Origin of the sequence: Psychrobacter fozii (assembly GCF_003217155.1) — a bacterium.
Classification (GTDB): domain Bacteria; phylum Pseudomonadota; class Gammaproteobacteria; order Pseudomonadales; family Moraxellaceae; genus Psychrobacter; species Psychrobacter fozii.
The window spans coordinates 116300-137877 of sequence record NZ_QJSU01000010.1 but is presented as its reverse complement, the minus strand read 5'-3'; the positions used below and the strand labels follow the sequence as shown (position 1 = coordinate 137877).

Below are 21578 nucleotides of genomic sequence, written 5' to 3'. Positions count from 1 at the left end.
TCAAATTAATTATTTCAGCCAACATAGTAATAGCTACTTCACATTAAGTTTTGCGCACGGTTTTTAGTTGTCTTATAACCAATAGTAATAAGTTCTCTTACAAAATATGGTTGATGAATCCGTAGAAAAGACTAGATTTTTTGGTCATCATTAACTAATATAACTGTGGGCGACGTTCTGTATAGTTATCGTAAAAACTACTTATTTAACAGTCAATTAGTAAAATCCCACTATTTATAAAATAGGTTACTAATTATTTTGGCTCAAGCGCTGCTACTTGTTATGCATATTCAAGCGATTACAAGTAGAGCAACCTCTCTTATTATCACCCTTTATTAGGATTGATAACGCGCTTGAATACAGAGCGTCAGATATTCAAGATTAATCAAATGCATTGTTATTAACTATTCAGCTAATTGGTTTTAAGTGCTGGACGGGGTTTAACAACAAGCGATACTCAAGATAACGATATTACGTTATTGATAACTAGGTAATTGGTATACAGGGCAGTACTTTCTCTCGCTGCCAACGGCAATTACTTACTATCTATTAAGACGCTAATTATTTATTGAGACAGATGCTATCCGTTAAAAGAGTCGAAGGTTTGACCTTACTCTTAACGCATGATGTCTATGAGCGTTGCATCATTTATTGAATCCTATATACGAATATTAACTATCAGCCCGTTCTGCTTACGGGGACTAGCTTATGTGCCGCATTGGATGTATAGGCAACCCGTTTACTCAAAAGGACCAGCTATGTCAATGATCTCCTCGCAAACTCACCTGGCTACGCCAGATGACTTTTCTGATAACTGTGGTTTTGGTTTGATTGCTCATATTGAAGGGCAAGCCAGTCATGATTTGGTAAAAACAGCTATTCATAGTCTAAGCTGTATGACTCACCGTGGTGGTGTTGCTGCTGATGGTAAAACTGGTGACGGTTGTGGTTTATTACTGGCCACGCCTACTGAGTTTTTTAGAAAGATTGCTGCTGAGCAAAAATTAGCCATCACCGAAAACTTTGCCGTTGGTATGGTGTTCGTCAATTTAGATGAGGCTAAAGCCAAGCATAGCCAGCAAGTGCTAAGTGATGAGATTGCAGCACAAGGGTTAGAGGTGGCTGGCTGGCGCGACGTACCGCTTGACCTTAGTATCGTTGGTGAGATTGGCCGTGAGACATTACCGGATTTCAAGCAGATATTCGTCAATGCCCCTGATGATTTGGCTGCGGATGACTTTAACCGTAAGCTGTTTGTGGCACGTAAAAAAGCAGAACAGCAACTGATTGATGACGAATTATTCTATGTTTGTTCATTGAGCTGTCAGACTATTATCTATAAAGGTTTGGTGATGCCATCAGACTTGCCAGCGTTCTTTTTAGATTTGCAAGATGCGCGTTTGGCGTCACATATTGTGGTGTTCCATCAACGTTTTTCGACCAATACTTTACCGCGTTGGCCATTAGCACAGCCATTCCGTTATCTCGCTCACAATGGTGAATTGAATACCATCACGGGTAACCGTAACTGGTCTGAAGCCCGTACGCCAAAGTTAAAATCAGACAAACTGCCTAACTTGAATGAATTGACACCGTTGGTAAATAGCAGTGGTTCTGATTCATCAAGTTTAGATAACATGCTTGAAGTGCTTATGTCAGGTGGCATGAACTTATTCCATGCGATGTCGATACTCGTACCGCCAGCGTGGCAGAACGTTGATAGTATGGATATGGACTTGCGTGCCTTTTATGAGTTCTATTCACAGCATATGGAAGCGTGGGATGGCCCTGCTGGTCTGGTCATTCAAGATGGACGCTATGCCGTCTGTATGCTCGATAGAAACGGTCTACGTCCTTCACGTTGGGTAACGACTAAGAATGGCTATATCACTGTCGCCTCTGAAGTTGGCGTTTGGGATTATGACCCTAAAGATGTGCTAGCAAAAGGGCGTGTCGGTCCAGGTCAGATGCTGGTCATTGATACACTAACAGGTCAGATTTTAGATACTAGAGCCATTGCTACCTTGCTCAAAAAAGCGCATCCATATCGTAAATGGTTACGCGAAGAAGCGACTCGTATCCGTGATGACGAACGCCTAGAAGAAGAGTTAGCAGCGCAATCATGTCGCGGCGATCAGCTAAAAACATTGCAAAAGATGTATCACATCACCAATGAAGAGCGCACCGAAATCATTCGTCCCAACGCCGAAAATGGTCAAGAGCCTGTCGGTTCGATGGGTGATGATACGCCAATGGCAGTGCTCTCGCAGCAAATCCGTCATGTCGGTGATTTCTTCCGTCAGCAATTCGCACAGGTGACCAATCCACCGATTGATCCATTACGCGAATCCATTGTCATGTCGCTACAGACTTGCTTAGGTGCTGAGACCAATGTGTTTGCGCCGTCAGCGCGAGACGCTCATCGTATTATCTTGTCATCGCCAGTATTGTCAGCCAGCAAGATGCAGCAGCTCGAAACCTTGGATGATCCAGCGTTCAAGATGGCTCGTATTGATTTGAACTACGATCGTACTCTAGAGTTATCAGAAGCCATCACTGCTATTTGTGAGCAAGTGGCAACTACTATTCGTGCTGGTAATACTTTAATCGTATTGTCTGACAGAGACATCGATGCGGATAAAGTACCAGCCAATGCCATCATGGTAACGGGTGCCGTGCATCATTATCTCATTGGTCAAGGTATTCGTACTGATGCTAACTTAATCATCGAGACAGGTCTGGCTCGTGACTCACATCAAGTAGCGGTATTGATTGGCTTTGGCGCGACCTGCGTGTATCCATACTTAGCTTATGATGTCATCGATGATTTGGTGGCAACTGGTGAGCTGCTCGGTGATCCGATTCAGGCGCGGGTTAATTTCCGTAAAGGCTTGGATAAAGGACTGCTAAAAATCTTATCAAAAATGGGTATCTCTACCATTGTTTCTTATCGTGCTGCTCAGTTGTTTGAAGCGGTTGGCCTCTCTGAAGAAGTGGTTAGCTTATGTTTCAAAGGCGTGCAAAGCCGTATTAAAGGTGCCACCTTTGCTGACTTGGCCGCGGATCAAGCACAATTAGCAGCCAATGCCTTTAAGCGTCGTGCACCGCTCGATCAAGGTGGTTTGCTCAAGTTTGTCTTCAATAAAGAGTACCATGCCTTTAATCCAGACGTGATCAACAGCCTACATACAGCGGTACGTACTGGTGACTATGAAAACTACCGCCGCTATGCGGATTTGGTCAATAGTCGTCCAGTCGCCACTTTACGTGACTTGTTAAAGTTAAAAACTGACAATTCCATCGATGTAAATGATGTCGAAGATATCTCTAAAATCTTGACACGTTTTGACTCCGCTGGCATGTCACTAGGTGCCTTGTCACCTGAAGCGCATGAATCAATTGCTATGGCAATGAACACCATTGGTGGTCGCTCAAACTCTGGTGAGGGCGGTGAAGATCCAGTACGTTATGGCACGTTGCGTAACTCAAAAATCAAGCAAATTGCTTCTGGTCGTTTTGGGGTGACACCTGCGTATCTACGCTCAGCAGAAGTCATGCAGATCAAAGTCGCTCAGGGTGCGAAGCCGGGCGAGGGTGGTCAGTTGCCTGGTGGTAAAGTTAACGCTTTGATTGCACGCTTGCGTTATTCGGTACCTGGCGTCACATTGATTTCACCACCGCCGCATCATGATATTTATTCGATTGAAGATTTGGCACAGCTCATTTTTGATTTGAAACAAGTCAATCCTGATGCCTTAGTTTCTGTGAAGCTAGTATCCCGTCCAGGCGTTGGAACTATCGCTACAGGCGTGGCAAAAGCCTATGCTGACCTAATTACTATCTCAGGCTATGATGGTGGCACAGCAGCCTCTCCGCTGTCTTCTATCCATCATGCAGGCTCACCATGGGAGCTAGGTCTGGCAGAGACTCATCAGTCGCTACGGGTCAATGGACTACGAGATAAAGTACGTGTGCAAACTGATGGTGGTCTAAAGACAGGACTTGACGTGGTCAAAGCAGCCATTCTTGGTGCAGAAAGCTTTGGGTTTGGTACCACGCCGATGATTGCGGTTGGTTGTAAATATCTACGTATCTGTCATTTGAATAATTGCCCAACAGGCGTTGCTACCCAAAAAGCCAAGTTACGCGATGAGCATTTCATTGGTGAAGCAGAGATGTTGATTAACTTCTTCAAGTTTGTGGCGACCGAAACTCGTGAGTGGTTAGCGGCACTTGGTGTTAGTAGTATGGAAGAGCTGGTCGGGCGTACTGACTTACTTGAAGTGCTAGAAGGCAACACTGACAAGCAGCGTCATCTTGATTTGACACCGTTATTGTTTAGTCATCCAGCGAGTGCTGGTAAAGCACAAACCTGTCAGGTAGAGCGCAACGAGCCATTTGATAAAGGTTTGCTAGCTGAACAAATGGTTAGCGATATGCTACTCAATATTCGTCAAGGAATAGGCGGTGATTATAGCTATTATGTTGGTAACTGTGATCGCTCTATCGGTGCCCGTATTTCTGGTGAAATCGCGCAAGTATGGGGCAATCTTGGCATGAGTGATATGCCAGTGAGATTGCATCTGACTGGTACTGCAGGACAGAGTTTGGGTGTTTGGAACGCAGGTGGTCTAAATATCGAGCTTGAAGGCGATGCTAATGACTATGTTGGTAAAGGCATGGCAGGCGGTGAGATTGTTATTTATCCACCGAAAGATTCAGTCTTTACTGCGCAAGATACCGCCATCATTGGTAATACCTGTCTATATGGTGCAACAGGTGGTAAGTTGTATGCAGCGGGTACGGCAGGCGAGCGATTTGGTGTTCGTAACTCTGGCGCACATGCTGTCATCGAAGGTACTGGCGATCATTGCTGTGAATATATGACAGGTGGCATCGTCACTATTCTTGGACGTACAGGTCTCAACTTCGGGGCTGGTATGACGGGCGGTTTCGCTTATGTTCTAGATATGGATGGCGATTTCTTTGACCGTTGCAACCATGAGCTGATCGATCTCAACCGTATCTCAAGTGAGCAAACTGAGGAACATCGCATTCACTTGCAACAAGTGATTGAAACGCATGTAGCTAAAACAGGCAGTGCATGGGGTCAGACGATATTAGATGACTTTGAACACTATGTTCGTAAGTTTTACTTGGTGAAACCAAAAGCGGCGAACATTGCAAGCCTTCTTAAAACGACAATGGCTGATCCGCAATAGTGTGATTGCCGATATATTTTAAGATACGTTTTAACTCACAAGTTTTAAGCAGGTAAGTGACAGCAATGATATTCATATCTTATATGTCAAATGAATCAGTCATCAAAGGCTGTCACCGCCCACTATAGAGAGATAGCATCATGGCAAAACGCTTAGAAAATAGTTTTCAGTTTTTAGATGTACCACGTCTTGAGCCAACCAAAAAAGACATCGCAACCCGTTCGACAGAGTTTGTCGAAATTTATAAACCATTTGAAAATGAAGCGGTGGCACAGCAGTCGCATCGTTGTCTTGAGTGCGGAAACCCGTACTGTGAATGGAAATGCCCAGTACATAATTATATTCCTAACTGGCTGAAACTAGCGACGGAAGGGCAGATATTTCAAGCTGCTGAGTTATGTCACCGTACCAACACGTTGCCTGAGGTATGTGGACGTGTCTGTCCACAGGATCGCTTATGTGAAGGTGCCTGTACCTTGAATGATGGCTTTGGGGCTGTGACGATTGGTAATGTAGAAAAATACATCAATGACACGGCATTTGCCCTTGGCTGGCGTCCAGATATGTCTGATGTGGTTTGTACAGACAAAAAAGTCGCTATCATTGGTGCAGGGCCAGCGGGTCTCGGTTGTGCAGATATTTTGGTTCGAAACGGTGTGAAGCCAGTTGTGTTCGATAAACGTCCTGAAATTGGTGGCTTGCTTACCTTTGGTATTCCAGAATTTAAAATGGAAAAAGATGTCATGCGCAATCGCCGCGTCATCTTTGAAGGCATGGGGATGGAGTTCCGTCTTGAGACAGAAATCGGTACTGATATCAGCATTGATGAGCTATTAAGCGAGTACGATGCTGTGTTTATGGGTATGGGTACTTATACTTATATGCGTGGCGGTTTTGCTGGTGAAGAGCTAGAAGGCGTATATGATGCACTAGACTACCTGATTGCTAATGTGAATCGTTGTAATGATTGGGAAAAGAATCCTGAAGAGTATATCGATTTTAAAGGCAAAAAAGTGGTCGTGCTAGGCGGCGGAGATACAGCGATGGACTGTAACCGTACCAGTATTCGTCAAGGCGCTGAAAAAGTGGTTTGTGCGTATCGCCGTGATGAAGAAAATATGCCAGGCTCACGCCGTGAAGTGGTCAATGCTCGCGAAGAAGGCGTTGAGTTCTTATTTAACCGTCAGCCAACTGAAATTATTGGCTTGAACGGTAAAGTCAACGGGGTGAAGGTCGTTACTACGCATCTGGGTGCACCAGACAACCGTGGTCGTCAACGTCCTGAACCGATTCCTAATTCAGAAGAAATCATCCCTTGTGATGCGGTTATTATGGCATTCGGCTTCCGTCCTAGCCCTGCTGATTGGTTTGAAACGCAGCAAGTCTCAATGGATAGCTCAGGTCGAGTATTGGCAGCAGAAAAGCAAACCTTTAAATTCCAGACCAACAATCCTAAGATATTTGCAGGTGGTGATATGGTGCGTGGTTCTGACCTAGTCGTGACCGCTATTTGGGAAGGTCGTGAGGCTGCTGAAGGTATATTGGATTTCTTAGAAGTGTAGTTAGCTTTACCTAAATTCAGTTAGATATCAATAAACTCTGAACGTGAACGTCTTTTGTCTTTCGATAGGCAAGAGGCGTTTTTTTTGATTATTGCTTTGTAAATAGAGTCGCGGCTGCTAGCATGTCCGTTAGTAACTTATGGTTTTTATCATTCGTCCTGCCTATCAACTAAAAAGAGTAACCTTGCGTGAAATCAATCCTTTGGCAGCGTGTGTCTGCTCCGTTTGTTGAGCCTTACGTCCGTTATCAATATGCAGATATTTTGCATGCCATACGCTTAGGTGTGGCTGTAATATTGGCCTTGCTAGTCAATGTCCTTACTGGTTTTCCACATGGTGAATGGACAACCATCACCGTATTCATCATTTTAGGTCTATTGCAGTATCAAGGTGCTATTTATACCAAGGCTAAAGAGCGGATACTTGGTACGCTATTGGGTATTGTCGCCGCTTTTAGTATTCTGTGGTTTAGCGACAGTGTGAATGCATGGACATGGGTTTATTATGCGCTGATTGGTTTGGTGAGTGGCTTTATCGGTTATTTAGCAGTCCGAAAGCTCGGTTATACAGGTTTGCTGACTGGTATCACGATGTTGATGATTGTCTCAAATTTGGGACAAAGCAATATGAGTCAAGACGGAATTTATCGTGCGCTGAATATCTTATTAGGTACTGGCGTTTCGGTAGCCGTGACACTTATCTTGCCACTGAAATCGACACTGATGTGGCGATTTTTACTGAGTAGCAACCTCGATGCCTGTAGCAACTTGTATGCTGGTGTGGGCAGGCATATTGATGACGCGACTGAGGACACGCCAGACAACGTGAATATAAAGCCTAACTCTGTTGTCTTTCCTGATGACGGTGTACCTGTAAATCAGACGTTGGTCAACGCATTACAACAGATTAATAAGCGTCTGCTAGCCGTTCGCCCACATATCGCGGCGACTGCCAGTGAGTCAGGCATTAACAAGACAACGCTGGAGACCATTCAACGTACTCACCGTAATATCATTGGCACCATTGATTTGTTGTTGAGTGCCGCTCCACGTTTGGCAAACATTGAAATCGATGATGACAATCATATCTTATTGATACATTATCAGAGTGAGCTGACGCAAGCCATGCAGCACATAGCAGCAGTATTGCGCAGTCCCAGTGATGAGGTGTTCCGACCCATTACTCGTATTGCTGTTTCAGAATATCCAAGTGTCAAGCATCTATCGTTTGAATGGCAAGGGTACTTTTGGTTGACTCAAACGTTACAGACTCAACTACAGCAGATGAGTGAGTTGTTACAAACAACTAAGCCACAATGGTATGCGGCATCTGGGCTTGGCTATCAACGCCGTGAGCAGCGTAGAATGAAAGAGCAGGGCGGCGAGGGAGACCTGCATTTATAACGCAAAAAAACGCTGACTATCTAAAGTCAGCGTTTTTTTGGTCTTATTTATCTTTTCGATTTTCAGAACGAAGGAGAAAACGGCGACTAACGTCCCGTTTTTAGCTTATCCCAATACTGCTGATAAAGCTGCAAGGCATCATCACCGACATCTTCTTGAAACTCAGCTTTGGCCAATACTTCTTGAGGAGGGTATATAGTTGGGTTGTTCTTCACATCATCTGGCATCATTTCACGTGCTGCAATATTTGGTGAGGCATAACCAATCTCTTCACTAACGATTTTCGAGTTTTCAGGGCGTAATAGGTAGTCGATAAATTTATGCGCGGCATCAACGTGTTTGGCGTTTTCTGGAATGACAAAGTTGTCCATCCATAAGATTGCGCCTTCGCTAGGATATTTATAAACCAAGCTGGTTAGACCTTCATCATTGGCGATTACCGCTTCGCCATTCCATGTCATACCCACTGAAGTTTCACCCTCCATATACGGCATACGTGAGGCATCTGAGTTGAAGGTTTTTACATTTGGCATTATGGTCGTGAGCTTATTATAAGCTGCTTCAATCTCTTTAGGATCGGTGCTGTTGCCCGAGTAGCCAAGCGTGAGTAGTGCCATGCCAAACACTTCGCGCATGTCATTCATCAGCATGACTTGACCTTTAAACTCAGGGCGCCATAAGTCATTCCAACTATTTACAGTCGCAGGATCGACGCTATCACCATTAATCGCTAGACCAGTGCTGCCCCACATATAAGGGATAGAGTACTTGTTCTCTGGGTCTACTTTGGTATTGGTAAATGATGTATCTAGATTTTTAAAGTTGCTTAATTTAGATTTATCTAGCTCTTGTAATAGGCCTTCTTTTGCCATTTTTTCGACATAATACGTCGATGGAATAGCCAAATCATATTGGCTAGAGTCATCGAGAAGTTTCAGCTTGGCATACATCGCTTCGTTAGAATCAAAAGTGGTGTAATTAACCGATATACCAGTCTCTTCCTCAAAGCCATCAAGAATTTCTTGCGGCATATACTCTGACCAGTTGTATAAGTTAAGAGTCTCATTGCTCGCAGTGGCACTGCCATCAGCAGCTGCATTGTCAGAGTTGCTACAGCTGGCAAGTGCAAAGCCGACAGCCATGGTCAATAGTGCTTTTGGTACGATACGGCCAATACGAGCCGACATGCTCGATGACGAACGGGGTGATGAACGGGTCAAAATATCTCTCCTAAACAAAGAATGATGCCAATCAGTGAAAAATACCGATTGATAAATGCTACTTAATATAGATAGTTACACTATTATGGCTATTTGTTTCAGTGATTTAAAGGGCAATTAAGGCAATCGATGCGAGTCGCTGTGATGAAGCGCTAATTTTCCGTTAATAATAGAGGCTTGATACGAGATATAAGGTTAGGTTTGCTCAGCCTAATGACGGTATATAATCATGCTATGATAAGTGCGGATTTGTAATGACTGTGCCATAAAATCTCTTCTCATGGCGCGCTACATAATAATAAAGGATGTAACCTCATGACTCAGAACCACTCAGTAGATGCAGCGATTCCAATGCTTCTCAAAGACAAAGTTGCTATTGTCACAGGTGCTAGCCGTGGTCTTGGCGCACAAATCGCTAAACAGATGGCCGCAGCAGGGGCCAATGTGTGTGTCAATTACCTGAACAGTAAAGACGCCGCCGAAGCGGTAGTGGCTGATATTAAGGCCATAGGCGGGCAAGCTTCTGCTTATCAAGGGGATGTGACTGACGCAATCCAAATGCAAGCAATGGCAGCGGCAGTGATTGAGCATTTCGGTGCGATTGATATATTGGTCAATAATGCTTTGCCTAGTTACCAGTTCAATCCTAGTGCGGATTACACCAGTATAGAAACCGTTAACTGGGCGCATTTCTCTCAGCAGATGGATGGCATCGTTAAGGGTGCAGTCAACACGGTGCAAGCGGTATTGCCGCAAATGAAAGCGCAGAAGATGGGCAAGATTATCAATATTTCAACCAACCTTGTCTATAATCCGGTGGTTACTTATTACGACTATACCACTGCTAAGTCTGCACTCATTGGGCTGACGCGTAACTTAGCGTCTGAATTAGGGCAATATGGTATCCGTGTCAATCTGTTGGCAGGCGGACTGTTAAAGACGACTGATGCGAGTAGCCTAACGACAGAAGAGGTATTTGATTATATTGCGACTACAACGCCGCTACGTCAAGCGACCTCAGTAGCTGACTTTGCTAATTCCGTGTTGCTAATGGCGTCTGACTTGAGTGCCGCTATCACAGGACAATCCATCGCTGTTGACGGTGGCTTGACCATGCCTTAACTGACGCCTTAACCGGTGCCTTAACGTTTGATTGGATTTGTAGAAGGGATAAAATGAATACTCGTCAAGGTGTTGGGGTCGTCACTGCTACGCTGGCTATCGTTGGCTTTATGACATTGCTTAATTCTGGCTCACCGATACCTATGATGAATTGGCCAGTTGAGACCTATATGGGTCTGACATTTACGATTGGCTGGTTGAGTGGCGTGCCTAATTGGCTGGCTTACGTGCTAGCGGCAGTGGTGCTTATTCTTATCATTGTAGGGTTTTATAAAATTGGTAGCTGGGTTTATGGTTTGGTAGCAAGTAAGCAGTAGATGTTCTAAAAGCCTTTCGCAAAAGAACGTCATTAAAAAACCCTTGTCAGTATCTGGCAAGGGTTTTTTAATGATTCTAGAAAGTACTCTTAATACGCTGTTTTCAACTGATCAAGCACTGTCTGTATGCCATATTCTTCAATCGTCCCAGTGACGAAATTAGCACGTTCTATCAGCGCGGGTTGCGCATCGCCCATCGCTACGGCAAATCCGACCAGATCAAACATCTCTAGGTCGTTCATACCATCACCAAATGCCATGCACTCGCTTGCATCTACACCATAGTATTTGCACACATCTTTAATACCTCGTGCTTTGGATGCTTCTATTGGCAATATATCGGCGCCAATATGATGCCAATGTACCAGTTTTAAATCGTATTGAGCAAAGTCAATGTCTTGCATTTTGTCTTCTTGACTATTAAAGAAAACAGAACATTGATACACCGTGTTTGATTTATAGTAATCAGGCGCAACGATAGAGTTGGGCGTGATGGCATTGAATTCACGCAAACGCTCGTTTTCACCTGACCAAGCGATATGAGTCGCTGAGTCAAATTTATGAATAAAGTCGCCCTTTAAGCACAGTTTCGCAATTTTATCCGTTTGTTCTACGGACAGTGGATAATGGCTAATTCGGCCAGCGTTGTCGAAGCTATATTGTCCATTCATACAAATAATAGCATCTAGCACATTTGACTCTAGCAAGGCTAAGATGTCATCTGGCAATATTGCTTTAGAGCGTCCTGTTGATATCACTAGTTTGATATCAGTCTCAGCAAGCTGCTTCAACGTCGCTTGGTTATGCTCAGCGATAATACCGTTGCGGCTGAGCGTATCATCGATATCAAAAAATATGATTTTGGGCATAGGTATGGGTGTGCTCTGAGCCATAATTTCTGTGGCCGTTTTATCTTCAACAAACATGATGATCCTATTATTTTTTATTCAGGGGTCAGTGACCTAAATACTACTATAACCACGTGAAGGAAGACCATAGCTATAAGGTAACGTACCCATAGATGATCTTGCTTGGTGAGCTGAGATAGGTCTACTACTCTGAATCTTATTTCTTTTTAATTCAAAGGATTAACAAAACTCTTTAAAAGATACAAGCAACTTAACAATAATTATCTATTATAAAGTTATCATTAATTATGTTTTACAAGTTTTATGATTGGTCAAAGAATGACATTTCTTGTCTGCGCTAATACACCAACTGTCTAAAGGAATGCTTATGAAAGTTTTTACCTTAAAAAAAGTGGTCGCCTCAAGTGCACTCGCTTTGTCTACCAGTACCTTTGCGATGGATGTTACGTTCAATGATAAGATGTGGAATGCTGATCACATACCTGAAGGCCAACAGTGTCTAGATTATGGTGGCAAAAGCCCAGCCACGCCGAGTATGACGGTCTCAAACATTCCTGATGGAGCTGATAGCTTAGTCTTTGTCTATAACGATGTGAGTAACAAACGTATGCAAAAGGGCGGGCATGGAATTGTCAGCTACGCATTGTCAGAGGGCAAAACCAGTGTCGAGGTGCCACGCGTGTTTGGTCACACTTATGAAGTGCCAGTCGGTGTAGAGATGGTGGCTGAATACCGTAGCCGTCAGGGCGATATCCGCGGCGCATACAAGCCACCCTGTTCAGGCGGTAAAGATCATTTGTATACGATAGATGTGCAGTCATGGCAGGGCGATATGATGACTGCTGAGACGACAATTGAGATGGGTCGGTATTAGTCGATTGGGCACTTTAGTCAGCGTAAAAAGCCGTCTATGTAGTGTGTAGGCGGCTTTTTCATGGTAGTAAGCTAAGTGCCATCTATCTATAAGATGTGCTAGCTTAGTCAATAGACAACGATTGGCCTGATACTTGCAGCATTTGACGCAATTCATAAGTGTAGGTCAGTCGTATGCTAGGGTAGAGGCAGGACTATAGGAAAATACAGATTAGACATTATAGTTATTAGAATAATGATATTGCACTGGTTGAGTCTAGTTTTATAGTACAATTGTACTCTGATAGATGCCGGTATATTATCTCACTAAAATCTCATGTCATCACAGAAAAAAGTCATGATAGATTATAAAGATTCATTGGAAGCTAAAAATATTATTGATTGTATTTTATTTTAAAGTATCTATCAATTTGGATTAATTTTTTATAAATGGATTTTCTTATGCATATAACGACAAGCCAACCTCCAGAAAATAGAAAAAGACATGGCGAGCATATTCTTATCCATATGACATATATCGCCAAAAATGTCGACCTAGATTCGGGAATTGAGCTGACTCGCGCACTTGAGTATTGGCGCAGATATTTTGAAGAAAATAATATAGTTTCAGCCTTAGTTATTAGTGAAGGTTATTTCGTTCAAAGTTTTCAAGGAACAAGGCCTGCTATTAATACTGCTTTAGAAAAAATACTTGACGAGCATTCAAGCATCTTTCCTAACATTGTTAATATAGAGGAAATAGAATCGCGTCAATGGAATGGGTTTTTAGTCAAGCATCTAACATCAAGCATTGAAGATGAAGAGTATGCTCTAAAAAGCTTCTCGGCAGGTTCTGACTACAATCCCTATCTCATGAAAAGCACTCAGATTGAAAGCTTTTTGAAGGCGGTATTTGAAGATACTGAATCTAATAAATTTTAAATGCGCTGCATTTATTTCCTAGATATTTATTTCTTAAGTATTTGTCTCTTAGGATAGTTATTTATTATAGTTAGAATAAAAAAGCCGTCTATATATGTGTGTAGGCGGCTTTTTGGTGATTCCTATTTTTGTCGTATTATTTTAAGGTGTAGACGATAAGAAACGGGTCAATTACCAAGAGTTTTATTGATTACACCTTATAATAGAGTGTATATTAATTTATATAACTATTATATAAATGGATTTTCTTATGCACATAACGACAAGTCAAACTTCAGAAAATAGAAAAAGACATGGCGAGCATGTTCTGATTAGCCTAACGTATATCGGTAAAAACATCGAAATGAAAACAGGTATAGAATTGACTCGTGCTCTTGAGCAGTGGCGAAGATACTTTGAGGAAAGTGGGTTAGTTTCAGCGCTTGTGATCAATGACGGTTATTTTGTTCAAAATATTCAAGGTTCAAGACCAGCTGTCAATACTGCTCTAGCGAAGATAGTTGATGAGCATTTCAAGATTCTCCCTAATATTGTTAAGTTGGAGGAAATAGAAGCGCTTCGGTGGGATGGGTTCGTAACCAAACACCTGACGGAAAGTGTCGAAGATGAGGAATATGCCCTAAAAAGCTTCTCAGCAGGTTCTGACTTTAATCCTTATCTAATGAAAAGCACTCAGATTGAAAGCTTTTTGAAAGTGATTTTTGAAGACGGTTAATTCAGAAAATTGTAAGCGCGTAGCATGCGCTCAGTATAAAAAAGCTGCCTATAAAGTGTCTTTTGATTTAGATAAATTTTTTATAAATAAGGTTTCTTATGCATATCGCTACTAGCCAACCTTCAGAAAATAGAAAAAGACATGGTGAGCATATTATTCTCAGCCTAACGTATATTGGCAAAAATAGTGACAGTAATAATGGAATAGAATTGGCTCGTCTGCTTGAGCAATGGCGAAGAAACAATGAAAAAAGTGGTGTAACCTCAGCGCTTGTCGTTAATGATAATTACTTCATTCAAAATATCGAAGGTCCAAGACCTCTTATCAATGAAATATTAGTAAAATTGATCAATGAATATTCTCACCTAGGACCTCATCTCAGTATGGTTGAAGAAGTAGAAGTACGTAGATGGGATGGGTTTTTATTAAAATATTTAACATCAAGCGTAGAAGACGAAGAATATACCCTAAAAAGCTTCTCAGCAGGTGCTGACTTTAATCCTTATCTAATGAAAAGTACTCAGATTACAAGTTTTTTGAAAGCGATCTTTGAGGATACAGAATCCAATAAGTCTTAGATAACTTCTCTATTTTGATTGGCGTAAAAAAGCCGTCTATACATTACATCGTATAGGCGGCTTTTTTTGTTTTCGATATCTCATATTTATAGATTTTAAAATTAAATATTTTAATTCTACATATGTTGTGTATTATCATCTGAGGCATTTGCTATTTGAATAACTTAAACGGATTATATGTATGAAGAAACTGTCTCTATTGCTCGTAACGCTTTTAGGACCATCAATCGTATTAAATGGTTGCGCGACTGCGGGTCTTGTAAATTACACCAAAACTGACCATGTGGAATATCATGAAAAAAATATTTTATCTGAGAAAGTTATTGCCGTTGGATATCCTAATAAGCCAATAACAGGATACGAGGATGCTATGATCTTAGCAGGTAAAAACTACAGCTTTTTAGTGCAACCTACGGTCAGTTCTCACACTTCGTCTGATATATTTAGAAGGATTTTCTCTCAAGTAGATTTAGGCTCACTATATATCGATACTAATCCATTATTCTATTACCCTGACCCCGATGCTCAGACAACATACGGAACTCGTGATATTCAGAAAAAAACTCAAGCTGATTCAAATGAGTTAATTCTTGATATAGATAGAGATAAATCCAGTCAAGTTAAGGATATACCAACCCTTATTAACTTAGTGTATGCAAAGCCGATAAATGAAGTAAAGAATAATGAGCAGCCACAGTTGGAAAATCTTGGTTTTAAGTGTCAGACATCAGTCATCGCTGAACAACAAAGTCTAGCCTGTCAGCGTCCAGTGTACATTGAGCTCACAGTAGCTTCTGCGGTACAGAATATTGATCAGATAAACCATAAGCTAAAGCAACCTATGACTATTCAATTGAATGAAAAATGGAGAACTAAGGACAATGCTAATAAACTTGGCGTTGCTTTGTTGCCAGTGAGTGTGGCAGTAGACATAGTTACTTTTCCCATCCAAGCTATAGGTGCTGGACTCTTATATGCAGCTCTTGCAAATGCAGATTGGTAAGTTTTAAGAGATTTAGTGGGGAAATAAGGCAGGTATGGTGCTATTAATGCACAGAATAGTTATTTGTTTTAATTAGCACCAAGAAGCAGTCTATACGTGTGTATAGGCGACTTTTTGTTAAAAATATTGTGAGCTTTAAATGTTAGCAGTTGGAGGGTGCTTTTCACGCACCTTTTTGAATCTTGTTCATATAATCAGTACGCGAAACTTCCACTACATTAGCTAATCAGCCCTACGTGCTAAAAGCATAGCCTATGTTTGTTGCTATAATTTAACCAACTACTTTACCCAATTCGTAAATAGGTAGATAAAGAGCAACAATGGTCAAAGGAATAAGAAGAATAGCCAAAGCTAAGAGAAAAAATACGATGATAGCTTGCCATCTTTTTGACTGTTCCGACAAGTAAACCAAGGGTATTGGGATCAAAGATAATCCTAGCCAGTATTTATGAGTACTTAATACTATTTTAGTAAAGACTGGTATATCAACACCAAAGCTTCTATATAATTCCTCAAAAGTGGGAATGACGAAAATTCCTGCAAGTGCGCAGAATAAAAATAAAAAAGATACAACTATCGCTAAAAATTTCATATAGTCATTAATAATTAAAGTCGTGGGTCGCGTCCAGTGTGCGATTTTTTAATGTTAATCTCATCGGTGCGTGGCGCGCACCTTACGCGCTTATTTCACCCCAAAAAAACCGACCTCATATCCTGCTTGACGCAAAACTTTCGTACCTTTTACGCTTAAGACAATAAGTGTAATAAGGTTGATGAATGGAACAAATAAAAGTACGATGACTAAAACCTTGATACCGACAGAATAATCCAGCCCTGTACAAAGACGATAAGCACCGTAAATTGCAGCAGCAGTTACCAGCAGAGAGAACACAATGACGATAACACCCAGTTCAGGCGCACTGCGTTGTGACACACCTACCAAAAAATTGGCTACAATCGAACAAATAACAATTTTTTGTCCAGAAGCGATATCTTCTACATTCATAGTATAGTTCCACACTATTTGATAATTCAAATTATTAGCGAACTATTGTAACCTAGTAAAAAATGCTTTCTATATTATTTTCACCAATAGTTAGCGTTAGCCCTCTCAAAATACCTATCCGATTAATTCACGGTAACAGAGTGGGTGTTGTTACCGTGAGTCATACCAGACAAATCAGTAACGCTACCCAACCTCAACACTCGTCACATTCTGAAAGCCTCTTGGCAGCTGACCACCACGATTGCCGCGAACACCCGTATAGTTAGCCAAATCATTTGGCTTGAGTGTCACATGGCGCTTGCCGGCGGTAATGACAAGGCTGTCCTGCTGACTAAGTGGCGTGACTGTAAGTACCTCTTCGCCGTCTTTTAACTTGATAAGTTTATTGCCTTTACCGCGCGCCTGTTCAGGCAAATCATCGAGGCCAAATATCAGTAAATATCCTGCATTGGTCGTGACGGCAACATGGTCAGGTGCCACACTTGTATTGCTATTGTCACCGTCAGTATTGGCAGTCGTATCTACTGGTGCATCGATACGTGCGACAGGGAGCAAGCGACTATCAGCCGCTAGATTAATAATGTTCTTACCTGCTTTTTGATTGCTATCTAGATTACCAACGGTATTGATAAAACCATAACCTGCGGAGCTGGCAAGGATGATGCGTTGATCGTCAGCACCCGTTAGTAGCTGCTCAAAGCTGGCACCTGCTGGTGGCTTTAACACACTGGTTAGTGGGTCGCCTTGACCACGCGCAGACGCTAAGTTATGCGCATCGATACTGTAGCTGCGTCCAGTGCTGTCGAGCACGTAGATTCTTTCATTAGATTTACCACGCACGTGCGCTTGATAGCTATCACCTGAACGATAACTCATACCAGCAGCATCGACATCATGACCTTTGGCAGCACGAATCCAGCCCGCTTTCGATAGAATAGCGGTGACAGGCTCGCTCGGCACGAGGTCTGATTCTTTTAATGCTTGTGCTTCTTCACGTTCTGCCAATGGTGACACGCGCTCATTGCCGTGTTCTTTCATATCGGCTGTCAGCTCATCGATCATCAGATTGGTCAAACTGTCTGGATTGTCCAAATACTCTTGAATAATGGCACGTTCGGCTGCCAGTTCATCTTGCTCGCGGCGCAGCTCAATCTCTTCTAACTTTGCTAATTGGCGCAGGCGAATATCCAAGATGGCATTGGCTTGAATATCAGTCAGGTCATAGTCCTGCATCAACGTCGCTTTTGGATCTTCCTCTTCACGAATGATGCGAATCACTTCATCAATATTAAGATAAGCAATCAGTAAACCTGCGAGGATGTGCAAGCGCTTATCGATTTTATCGAGACGATATTGCAAGCGGCGCGTGACCACAGAACGGCGACAGACGAGCCATTCTTCCAATATTTCTTTTAGGTTTTTGACCTGCGGTTTACCGTTTAGGCCAATCATATTCATATTGACGCGGTAATTACTCTCAAGCTCAGTACTAGCAAACAGATGGCTCATGACGCGAGCGACATCGACTCGGGTTGATTTTAGCTCAAGCACGATACGGCAGGCATTTTCGTGATCTGACTCATCGTGAATATCGGTAATCCAAGGCAGCTTTTTATCGGTCATGAGCTTGGCGATTTGCTCTTGGATTTTGTTGCCTGAAACTTGATAAGGCAGCGCATCGATGATGACGAGATTCTTTTCTTTAGGATCGACGTGGAAAGTCGCACGCATTTTATAGCTGCCACGACCAGTCTCATACATCGCTTGCAAGTCTTTTTTACTGGTGATGATTTCAGCAGGGGTTGGCAGATCAGGTGCTGGTATTGATTGGGTAAGCTGCTTAACCGATAGCTCAGGATTTTTAAGCAATCGAATAGCCGCACGTACCACTTCGTTGAGATTATGTGGCGGAATGTCTGTTGCCATACCGACTGCGATACCCGTTGTACCATTTAATAGTATGTTAGGTAGGCGGGCAGGTAGGGTGGTTGGCTCTTGCATCGTACCGTCAAAGTTGTCTTGCCAATCGACTGTGCCTTGACCTAACTCTGCGAGCAACGTATTGGCATAAGCAGACATTTTGGCTTCGGTATAACGCATCGCCGCAAATGATTTTGGATCATCAGGGCTACCCCAGTTACCTTGACCAGTGATGAGCGGATAGCGATAACTGAACGGCTGCGCCATCAGTACCATCGCTTCATAACAAGCGCTGTCACCATGTGGATGGTATTTACCCAAGACGTCACCGACCGTACGTGCCGATTTTTTGGCTTTGGCAGTCGATTTTAGGCCTAGCTCGCTCATCGCATAGACGATGCGGCGCTGTACTGGTTTTAGACCGTCAGCGATATTGGGCAGTGCCCGATCCATGATGACGTACATCGCATAGTTGAGATAAGCTTGCTCAGTGAACTCTGCGACTGAGCGAGTATCCATCGGTTCAGTGGGAATGATTGGGGCAATCGTATTATCAATAACATCAGACATAAAATAGGATTCACTTATCAGTTTTAATAGGTATAGATAATTGGTGCAAGCGTACAAATAGGATAGTGCTATCGTAAAGGAAATTGGCAGAATTAAAAAGGTATAAGTCAGAATAGACGACAGGTCGTGACGCGCTTCATTGGGTTTCTGTATAGCATTTTGGTTGATAGCTTTTATAAAACAGGTGAAGTATAGTTAATTCAACTTTTGATCACTGTGTTGTCTTTGAAAATTTTGTCATCTGTCTATTATACGGAGTAGTTACTATGTTATCTGCGTCATCTGTCTATCCATCAAGTGCGTTATCGCGTGCGTGCACTCATCATTTAACCAAGCACACGCTACTGTTGGGTATTATCACCAGTGTTGGATTGAGTGCTTGTAGCTCACAGCAGACAGTATCTGAGCAGATAGCACCCAAGCCGATGGTAGAAACCTCAAGTAGTACTACGATGAAAAAACCACGCCGTGCAGTTGCGGTATCAAATACGTCACTAGTCTCTGAGATGAGAGCTCCTGACCCTTTCATAATACTGAGAAGCCCAGCATCACCATCTTCAATATCACCACCGATGGTCAGACCTGAACCCATCAGCGCCGAACCAGAGGCAAATGATAATTATCAAAAGAACGATGCAAATCCTGTACATCGCACGACGGATATGGCGGTCTCTACTTTGTCTATCGATACCGATACGGGCAGCTATGCCAATGTGCGCCGCTATCTAAATGAAGGTCAGTTGCCACCCGTTGATGCAGTACGGGTAGAAGAGTTGATTAACTATTTTAACTATCAGTTTGATGATGGTAAACGCCTCGGTAATGCACCATTTGTGGTTGCAACTGAAGTGGTCGATTCGCCTTGGGATAGAGCAGATCAAGATAATAAGATTGTCAAAGTAGGCATTAAAGCTGTGGAGAACAGCTGGTCTAATAAAAGTGCCAATCAAATTATGCCTGCAGCTAACCTAGTGATTTTGGTAGATGTATCAGGCTCTATGTCATCGCGCGACAAGCTACCATTGGCGCAGTCGTCTCTTAAACTATTGACAGAACAGATGCGTGCTGAAGATAGCATTAGTATCGTCACGTATTCAGGCAAAACCAGTGTGGCATTGCCTGCGATCAGTGGTGATCAAAAAGCAAAAATCCTCGCCGCGATTGATGGGTTAAATGCATCAGGTTCCACCAACGGAGAAGACGCGTTAAAATTGGCTTATCGCCAAGCTGAGCAAGCGATGAAAAAGGACGGCATCAATCGTATCATGATGCTGACGGATGGCGATTTTAATGTCGGTATCAGTGATGTTGATGATATGCTGGATTTGGTCAAATCCAATCGTGAGCGTGGTATCTCACTATCTACCGTTGGCTTTGGGCGTGGCAATCTCAACGACCATATGATGGAACAAATGGCCGACAATGGTAATGGTAACTACAGTTATATTGATAGTCTGACCGAGGCCAAAAAAGTCTTTGGCGATGAGTTGGCTGCGACCTTTAATACGGTCGCCAAAGATGTAAAAGTACAAATCGAATTCAACCCTGATGTCGTGAGTGAATGGCGTTTGATTGGCTATGAAAATCGCGTGCTTAACGAGCAAGACTTTAACAATGATAAAGTCGATGCAGGCGAGCTCGGCGCAGGTAAAGCGGTTATCGCACTATTTGAAGTCACGCCTAAAGGACAAAAAGGTCTATACAGTGATCGCCGATATGCTGATAACAATGCCAGCGCCAATTCGAATAACAAACAAAACTATAATGAGCTGGGCTATCTAAAAATTCGCTATAAAGCGCCTACAGGTGATACCTCTAAACTGCTTAGTCAACCAATTAATAATGACAGTCACTCTCTGGACAAAGCCAACGCTGATACTCAGTTTGCAATGGCGGTGGCAGGTTTTGGTCAACGCTTAACTCAAAGTGAGTACATTAATGAGTGGCAATATAATGATAGCACTAAGCTAGCGACAAGCAGTCTCGCCCGTCAGTTAAGCAATGATAAGGACGGCACTCGCCGTAACTTTGTGACTTTAACAGAACTGGCTAGCGCCCTTGACAGTACAAAGTAATGAACGGGTAACAAACCATAGGATTTCTATGGATGAATGTTCGCCAATAGGACGCTAAAAACTCATTGGTTTTTAAAGTTAAATATTTGATATAAAACATTTTATTTTCCGTCAAGCCTGTTTACGAACTCAAGCACCAATCTTTTGTATTGAGTAGTTTGTACAAAGTGTGTATGTTAATAAACAAAGGGCTATTTACCGC

Annotated in this window: 16 protein-coding genes; 11 read left to right on the top strand and 5 right to left on the bottom strand. The window is 42.6% G+C overall.

Features of this window, described 5'->3' with window-relative positions:
* Positions 1-722 precede the first annotated feature (722 nt).
* The 3 genes from gltB (at position 723) to DFP82_RS12765 (ending at position 8187) form a co-directional block, all read left to right on the top strand.
* Positions 723-5222 (top strand): glutamate synthase large subunit, encoded by a 4500-nt coding sequence (gene gltB, locus DFP82_RS12775; RefSeq protein WP_425450613.1) that lies wholly within the window; start codon positions 723-725, stop codon positions 5220-5222.
* A 140-nt stretch (positions 5223-5362) separates the two neighbouring features.
* The gene (locus DFP82_RS12770; protein ID WP_110924099.1) at positions 5363-6784 is read left to right on the top strand and encodes an FAD-dependent oxidoreductase; all 1422 of its coding nucleotides are present in this window, start codon (positions 5363-5365) and stop codon (positions 6782-6784) included.
* Between the two features lie 188 nt (positions 6785-6972).
* A complete protein-coding gene (locus DFP82_RS12765; protein WP_110924098.1) occupies positions 6973-8187 on the top strand; it encodes an FUSC family protein in 1215 nt (404 codons plus the stop codon).
* Between the two features lie 86 nt (positions 8188-8273).
* Here DFP82_RS12765 and DFP82_RS12760 read toward each other — a convergent pair whose 3' ends face one another.
* Entirely contained in the window at positions 8274-9407 is a 1134-nt protein-coding gene (locus tag DFP82_RS12760; protein WP_245905722.1) for an ABC transporter substrate-binding protein, read from the bottom strand.
* 315 nt (positions 9408-9722) lie between these two features.
* Between DFP82_RS12760 and DFP82_RS12755 the strand changes: the two genes are divergently transcribed.
* Together DFP82_RS12755 and DFP82_RS12750 are read left to right on the top strand one after the other, a co-directional pair.
* Entirely contained in the window at positions 9723-10529 is an 807-nt protein-coding gene (locus tag DFP82_RS12755) for a 3-oxoacyl-ACP reductase (protein ID WP_110924097.1), read from the top strand.
* Positions 10530-10582: 53 nt separating this feature from the next.
* Positions 10583-10846: a hypothetical protein gene (locus tag DFP82_RS12750; protein ID WP_110924096.1), complete on the top strand. Its 264-nt coding sequence runs from the start codon at positions 10583-10585 to the stop codon at positions 10844-10846.
* Between the two features lie 89 nt (positions 10847-10935).
* On the opposite strand, the gene DFP82_RS12745 is transcribed toward DFP82_RS12750, so the two are convergent.
* The gene (locus DFP82_RS12745; RefSeq protein WP_110924095.1) at positions 10936-11772 is read right to left on the bottom strand and encodes an HAD family hydrolase; all 837 of its coding nucleotides are present in this window, start codon (positions 11770-11772) and stop codon (positions 10936-10938) included.
* Positions 11773-12082: 310 nt separating this feature from the next.
* Between DFP82_RS12745 and DFP82_RS12740 the strand changes: the two genes are divergently transcribed.
* From DFP82_RS12740 to DFP82_RS12720, 5 genes are all read left to right on the top strand, one after another.
* Positions 12083-12589: a hypothetical protein gene (locus DFP82_RS12740; RefSeq protein ID WP_110924094.1), complete on the top strand. Its 507-nt coding sequence runs from the start codon at positions 12083-12085 to the stop codon at positions 12587-12589.
* Positions 12590-13029: 440 nt separating this feature from the next.
* Positions 13030-13509: a BLUF domain-containing protein gene (locus DFP82_RS12735; protein ID WP_181416323.1), complete on the top strand. Its 480-nt coding sequence runs from the start codon at positions 13030-13032 to the stop codon at positions 13507-13509.
* A 250-nt stretch (positions 13510-13759) separates the two neighbouring features.
* Positions 13760-14224, top strand: a complete 465-nt coding sequence (locus tag DFP82_RS12730; RefSeq protein WP_181416322.1) for a BLUF domain-containing protein — start codon at positions 13760-13762, stop codon at positions 14222-14224.
* 98 nt (positions 14225-14322) lie between these two features.
* Positions 14323-14802, top strand: coding sequence for a BLUF domain-containing protein (locus DFP82_RS12725; protein ID WP_110924091.1), 480 nt, complete (start codon positions 14323-14325; stop codon positions 14800-14802).
* 181 nt (positions 14803-14983) lie between these two features.
* Positions 14984-15805: a YidX family protein gene (locus DFP82_RS12720; protein ID WP_110924090.1), complete on the top strand. Its 822-nt coding sequence runs from the start codon at positions 14984-14986 to the stop codon at positions 15803-15805.
* A 271-nt stretch (positions 15806-16076) separates the two neighbouring features.
* Here the strand turns inward: DFP82_RS12720 and DFP82_RS12715 are convergent, their stop codons facing one another.
* The 3 genes from DFP82_RS12715 to parC all read right to left on the bottom strand — a co-directional run bounded on the left by DFP82_RS12715 (position 16077) and on the right by parC (position 19301).
* Positions 16077-16397, bottom strand: a complete 321-nt coding sequence (locus tag DFP82_RS12715; RefSeq protein ID WP_110924089.1) for a hypothetical protein — start codon at positions 16395-16397, stop codon at positions 16077-16079.
* Between the two features lie 90 nt (positions 16398-16487).
* A complete protein-coding gene (locus DFP82_RS12710) occupies positions 16488-16811 on the bottom strand; it encodes a hypothetical protein (protein ID WP_110924088.1) in 324 nt (107 codons plus the stop codon).
* Positions 16812-16994: 183 nt separating this feature from the next.
* Positions 16995-19301: a DNA topoisomerase IV subunit A gene (gene parC / locus DFP82_RS12705; protein ID WP_110924087.1), complete on the bottom strand. Its 2307-nt coding sequence runs from the start codon at positions 19299-19301 to the stop codon at positions 16995-16997.
* Positions 19302-19567: 266 nt separating this feature from the next.
* On the opposite strand from parC, the gene DFP82_RS12700 reads away from it, so the two are divergent.
* Positions 19568-21376, top strand: coding sequence for a vWA domain-containing protein (locus tag DFP82_RS12700; RefSeq protein ID WP_110924086.1), 1809 nt, complete (start codon positions 19568-19570; stop codon positions 21374-21376).
* Positions 21377-21578: the final 202 nt, after the last annotated feature.

Bases quoted from the DNA above. Each gene is read 5' to 3' on its own strand.
- gltB (WP_425450613.1), top strand. From the start codon at position 723: ATGTATAGGCAACCCGTTTACTCAAAAGGACCAGCTATGTCAATGATC.
- DFP82_RS12770 (WP_110924099.1), top strand. From the start codon at position 5,363: ATGGCAAAACGCTTAGAAAATAGTTTTCAGTTTTTAGATGTACCACGT.
- DFP82_RS12755 (WP_110924097.1), top strand. From the start codon at position 9,723: ATGACTCAGAACCACTCAGTAGATGCAGCGATTCCAATGCTTCTCAAA.
- DFP82_RS12750 (WP_110924096.1), top strand. From the start codon at position 10,583: ATGAATACTCGTCAAGGTGTTGGGGTCGTCACTGCTACGCTGGCTATC.
- DFP82_RS12745 (WP_110924095.1), bottom strand. From the start codon at position 11,772: ATGTTTGTTGAAGATAAAACGGCCACAGAAATTATGGCTCAGAGCACA.
- DFP82_RS12740 (WP_110924094.1), top strand. From the start codon at position 12,083: ATGAAAGTTTTTACCTTAAAAAAAGTGGTCGCCTCAAGTGCACTCGCT.
- DFP82_RS12735 (WP_181416323.1), top strand. From the start codon at position 13,030: ATGCATATAACGACAAGCCAACCTCCAGAAAATAGAAAAAGACATGGC.
- DFP82_RS12730 (WP_181416322.1), top strand. From the start codon at position 13,760: ATGCACATAACGACAAGTCAAACTTCAGAAAATAGAAAAAGACATGGC.
- DFP82_RS12725 (WP_110924091.1), top strand. From the start codon at position 14,323: ATGCATATCGCTACTAGCCAACCTTCAGAAAATAGAAAAAGACATGGT.
- DFP82_RS12720 (WP_110924090.1), top strand. From the start codon at position 14,984: ATGAAGAAACTGTCTCTATTGCTCGTAACGCTTTTAGGACCATCAATC.
- DFP82_RS12715 (WP_110924089.1), bottom strand. From the start codon at position 16,397: ATGAAATTTTTAGCGATAGTTGTATCTTTTTTATTTTTATTCTGCGCA.
- DFP82_RS12710 (WP_110924088.1), bottom strand. From the start codon at position 16,811: ATGAATGTAGAAGATATCGCTTCTGGACAAAAAATTGTTATTTGTTCG.
- parC (WP_110924087.1), bottom strand. From the start codon at position 19,301: ATGTCTGATGTTATTGATAATACGATTGCCCCAATCATTCCCACTGAA.
- DFP82_RS12700 (WP_110924086.1), top strand. From the start codon at position 19,568: ATGTTATCTGCGTCATCTGTCTATCCATCAAGTGCGTTATCGCGTGCG.